Source organism: Bradyrhizobium sp. P2_E8 (assembly GCF_056403875.1).
Window position 1 is genome coordinate 1 of sequence record NZ_JBFUES010000817.1, and the last position, 3459, is coordinate 3459.

Here is a 3459-nt window from a genome sequence, read left to right on the forward strand (position 1 = left end):
GGTCCGTCTCGGGCACCGGCGCGCCCTGCACGCGCCGCCGCGCGCGGCTGGCAAGCTGGCGCGAGGCATCGACGGAGCGCCCGACGATCGGCGCGATCTCCTCGAAGGGCACCGCGAACATGTCGTGCAGCACGAAGGCGAGCCGCTCCGCCGGCTGCAACGTTTCCAGCACGATCAGCAGTGCCGCGCCGACGGAATCGGCCATCTCCGCTTCGCGCTCCCGCGTCTCGTCGACCGGCTCCGGCACATGTGGGCCCATCGGGTCCTCGCGGCGCGATTTGCGCGCGCGCAGCATGTCGAGGCAGATGCGCGCGACCACGGTGGTCAGCCAGCCCCGCAGGTTCGCGACATCGGACGTATCGTAGCGGCTGACCCGCAGCCAGGCCTCCTGCACGGCATCGTCGACCTCGGCGCGGGAGCCCAGCATCCGGTAGGCGACCGCGCGCAAATGGTCCCTGGTGGCCTCGAACTGTTGGCTGAGAAAATCGTCTTCAAAGTTTTTTGGGGTCATCGGTCACATTCCCTCATCGCGATCCGTCATGCCCATGACGAAGGCAATCCGGCCAATGTGACCGGAACCTTCGAAATTCGACAGATGGAGACGACAATGATGCACGCCCGCATGGATCACCCCGTGATGGTCCTGCCCGAGGCCATGAATGTCCTGCAATCTCTCGGCAATTTGACCAAGCAGGGCCTGCCGGAAAAGCTCCTGGAACTGGTGCATCTGCGCGCCAGCCAGATCAATGGCTGCAGCGTCTGCGTCGACATGCACCCGAAGATCGCCCGCAAGGTCGGCGAGACCGACGAGCGCCTGTTCGCCGTCTCGGCCTGGCGCGATACCCCCTATTTCACCGAAGCCGAGCGCGCCGCGCTGGCTCTGACCGAGGCGGTCACCCGTATCGCCGACCGTGAGGATCCGGTGCCCGATGCGATCTGGAACGAGGCCGCCAAGCATTTTGACGAGCGCGAGCTCGCAACCCTGATCCTCTCGATCGCGACCATCAACGTCTGGAACCGCCTCAACGCGACGATCAAGATGCCGGTCGGCGTGTGGAAGGTGTGAGGCTCTTCCTTCGCCTCYCCCCGCKTGCGGGGAGAGGCCGGAATTTGCATCGCAAATTCCGGGTGAGGGGGASTCTCCGCGAGTCTCGCTGTCACCGTCYGCGCGGAGGCTCCCCCTCACCGCACCCTCTCCCCGCAAGCGGGGCGAGGGAGATCAACGGCGGTGCGTTCCTTACACGCACTCACTCCGCCAAAAACCTGTTCACCACCTCGCCGTATTCCAGTGGCGCCTGCTCGAACATCCAGTGGCCGGCATTCGCGATCACGGCCGCCTTGGCTCCTGCGATGTGCTCCGCCAGCACGCGCCACATCACCGACAGGCTTCCCGTCGTCGCGCCGCCGCCGATCAGGAGCGTCGGCGTTCTGATCGCCTGCGTATCCGCGAGCGTATAGGGCCTGCGCTGCTCGTTGATCTGGCCGAGGAAGGTGACGGCGTTGTCGCGCAATTGCTGCTTCGCCGCCGCCGGCGCGCGCCGCCACGAGCCGTCGCCTTCGATCCCCTCGTAGAAGTTCTGCAGCGCGCCCTCGATGTCGCCGGCGCGGATCATCTCGACCGAGCGCGCCGTGCGCGCCGCCAGCGGCGGATGCGCGGGCGTGCCTTCAGGGACCGGCAGGCTGGCGTCGAGATCGCCACCGGGCTCGGCCAGCACCAGCTTGCGCAACAGATCAGGCCGCGCCTGCGCCACGCGAAAGGCGATGTGTCCGCCGCGCGAATGTCCCATCAGATCGACGGGTGCGGGCCTCACCTGCTCGATGAAGGCGATCACATCAGCGACGTGCTGCGCCATCTTGTAGTCGTCGCCGATGGCGTCCCAATGCTCGGGAAAGAAGTGCCGCAGGCTGACCGAGATCACCCGATGGCTCTTCGACAGCGGGCCGAGCACCGAATACCAGGTGCGGAAATCCCCGAGCGTGCCATGCACGCAGACCAGCGGCGGGCCTTCTCCGACTTCGAGATAGGCCATGTCGTAACCGTTGACGCGAAAGCTCTGCATGCTCAGCCCGCCAGAAAGTCCAGGACAACTTCGGAGTATTTTTGCGGCGCCTGCTCGAACATCGGATGCGTCGCGTTCGGGATGATCGCCGTCTTCGAATAGGGCACGTGCGCGGCCAGCGCATGCAGCACCTTCGGCAGCAGGCCCTTGGTCCGCGCGCCCAGGATGAACAGCGTCGGCATCTTGATCGATTCCGCATCCGCCTTCGAGAACGGCGGGCGGTTGTCGCGGACCTGGCCGATCAGCGTATAGGCGTTGTCGCGCAAATTCTGCTTCACCATCGCCGGGAGCCGCGGCCAGGTGCCGGCGCCCTCCAGCGTGTCCACAAAGACGGCAAGGCCGCCGTCGACATCGCCGGCCGCGATCTTCTCGGCCGAGGCCGTGAACCGCGCCAAGAGCGGCGAGGGGCCACCGACGTAATCGGGATCGAGGCTCGCATCGAGCTCGCCGCCGGGCTCGGCCAGGATCAGCCGCCGCAACAGGTCGGGGCGCGCCTGCGCCACGCGAAAGCAGATGTGCCCGCCGCGGGAGTGACCCATCAGATCGACCGGACCGAGGTCGAGCTTCTCGATGAAGGCGATGACGTCGTCGACATGCTGCGCGATCGAGTAGGTGTCACCGAGGCCGTCCCACTGCTCGGGGAAGAAGTGCCGCAGGCTGACGGCAATCAGCCGGTGCCGTCGCGTCAGCGGCCCGAGCACGCAGCCCCAGATGCGGAAGTCCGAGAGCGATCCATGCACGCAGACCAGTGGTGGTCTACCCCTGTCTTCGCCCACGTCGAGATAGGGCATGTCATATCCGTTGACGTGGAGGCTCTGCATTCTTGGCTCGCGATAGAGGGGCGGAACTCCTGTGCAAGATTCCCGGAAACCGGGTGGATCGCAACTATTTCCAAGCCTAGATTTAGGCGGAGATCACATTGGGGGCATGCGACAAGGACGCAGCCAGGAACCAAGCCATGACCGACCAGCATTTTGCCCTGTTCGACACCCGGATCGGCCTCTGCGCCATCGCCTGGGGCCCGCGCGGCATCAACGGCACGCAGCTGCCGATGGGCGGCGAGCAGAAGATCCGCACCCGCATCAGCCAGCGCCATGCCGACGCCACCGAAGCGGAGCCGGCCGCCGAGGTGCAGCAGGCGATTGATCGCATCGTCAAGCTGCTCGCCGGCGAGCCGGATGACCTCACCGACATCCCGCTCGATCTCGACGGCGTGCCCGACTTCAACCGCGGCGTCTACGAGATCGCCCGTACCATCCCGCCCGGCAAGACCATCACCTATGGCGACATCGCCAAGCAGCTTGGCGGTGTCGAGCTGTCGCGCGACGTCGGCCAGGCGCTGGGCCGCAACCCGTGTCCGATCGTCGTGCCCTGCCATCGGGTGCTGGCGGCCGGCAAC

Annotated in this window: 5 protein-coding genes; 2 read left to right on the top strand and 3 right to left on the bottom strand. The window is 66.3% G+C overall.

All coding sequences use genetic code 11. The features are described from left to right. Positions 1–511 (bottom strand): sigma-70 family RNA polymerase sigma factor (locus AC1D00_RS32380; RefSeq protein WP_477013464.1); only part of this gene is annotated, 511 nt, incomplete at its 3' end. 99 nt (positions 512–610) lie between these two features. On the opposite strand from AC1D00_RS32380, the gene AC1D00_RS32385 reads away from it, so the two are divergent. Continuing rightward, positions 611–1066 (top strand): carboxymuconolactone decarboxylase family protein, encoded by a 456-nt coding sequence (locus tag AC1D00_RS32385; protein ID WP_477013468.1) that lies wholly within the window; start codon positions 611–613, stop codon positions 1064–1066. Between the two features lie 181 nt (positions 1067–1247). Here the strand turns inward: AC1D00_RS32385 and AC1D00_RS32390 are convergent, their stop codons facing one another. Next, positions 1248–2060, bottom strand: a complete 813-nt coding sequence (locus tag AC1D00_RS32390; RefSeq protein ID WP_477013465.1) for an alpha/beta fold hydrolase — start codon at positions 2058–2060, stop codon at positions 1248–1250. A 2-nt stretch (positions 2061–2062) separates the two neighbouring features. Beyond that, positions 2063–2881 carry an alpha/beta fold hydrolase gene (locus AC1D00_RS32395; RefSeq protein ID WP_477013466.1) on the bottom strand — a complete coding sequence of 273 codons (819 nt, stop codon included), beginning with the start codon at positions 2879–2881 and terminating at the stop codon, positions 2063–2065. Between the two features lie 137 nt (positions 2882–3018). On the opposite strand from AC1D00_RS32395, the gene AC1D00_RS32400 reads away from it, so the two are divergent. Further along, a partial coding sequence (locus tag AC1D00_RS32400; protein ID WP_477013467.1) for a methylated-DNA--[protein]-cysteine S-methyltransferase occupies positions 3019–3459 on the top strand: 441 nt, incomplete at its 3' end.

Excerpts from the sequence above, each read along its gene's own strand:
- AC1D00_RS32385 (WP_477013468.1), top strand. The coding sequence starts at position 611 with ATGCACGCCCGCATGGATCACCCCGTGATGGTCCTGCCCGAGGCCATG.
- AC1D00_RS32390 (WP_477013465.1), bottom strand. The coding sequence starts at position 2,060 with ATGCAGAGCTTTCGCGTCAACGGTTACGACATGGCCTATCTCGAAGTC.
- AC1D00_RS32395 (WP_477013466.1), bottom strand. The coding sequence starts at position 2,881 with ATGCAGAGCCTCCACGTCAACGGATATGACATGCCCTATCTCGACGTG.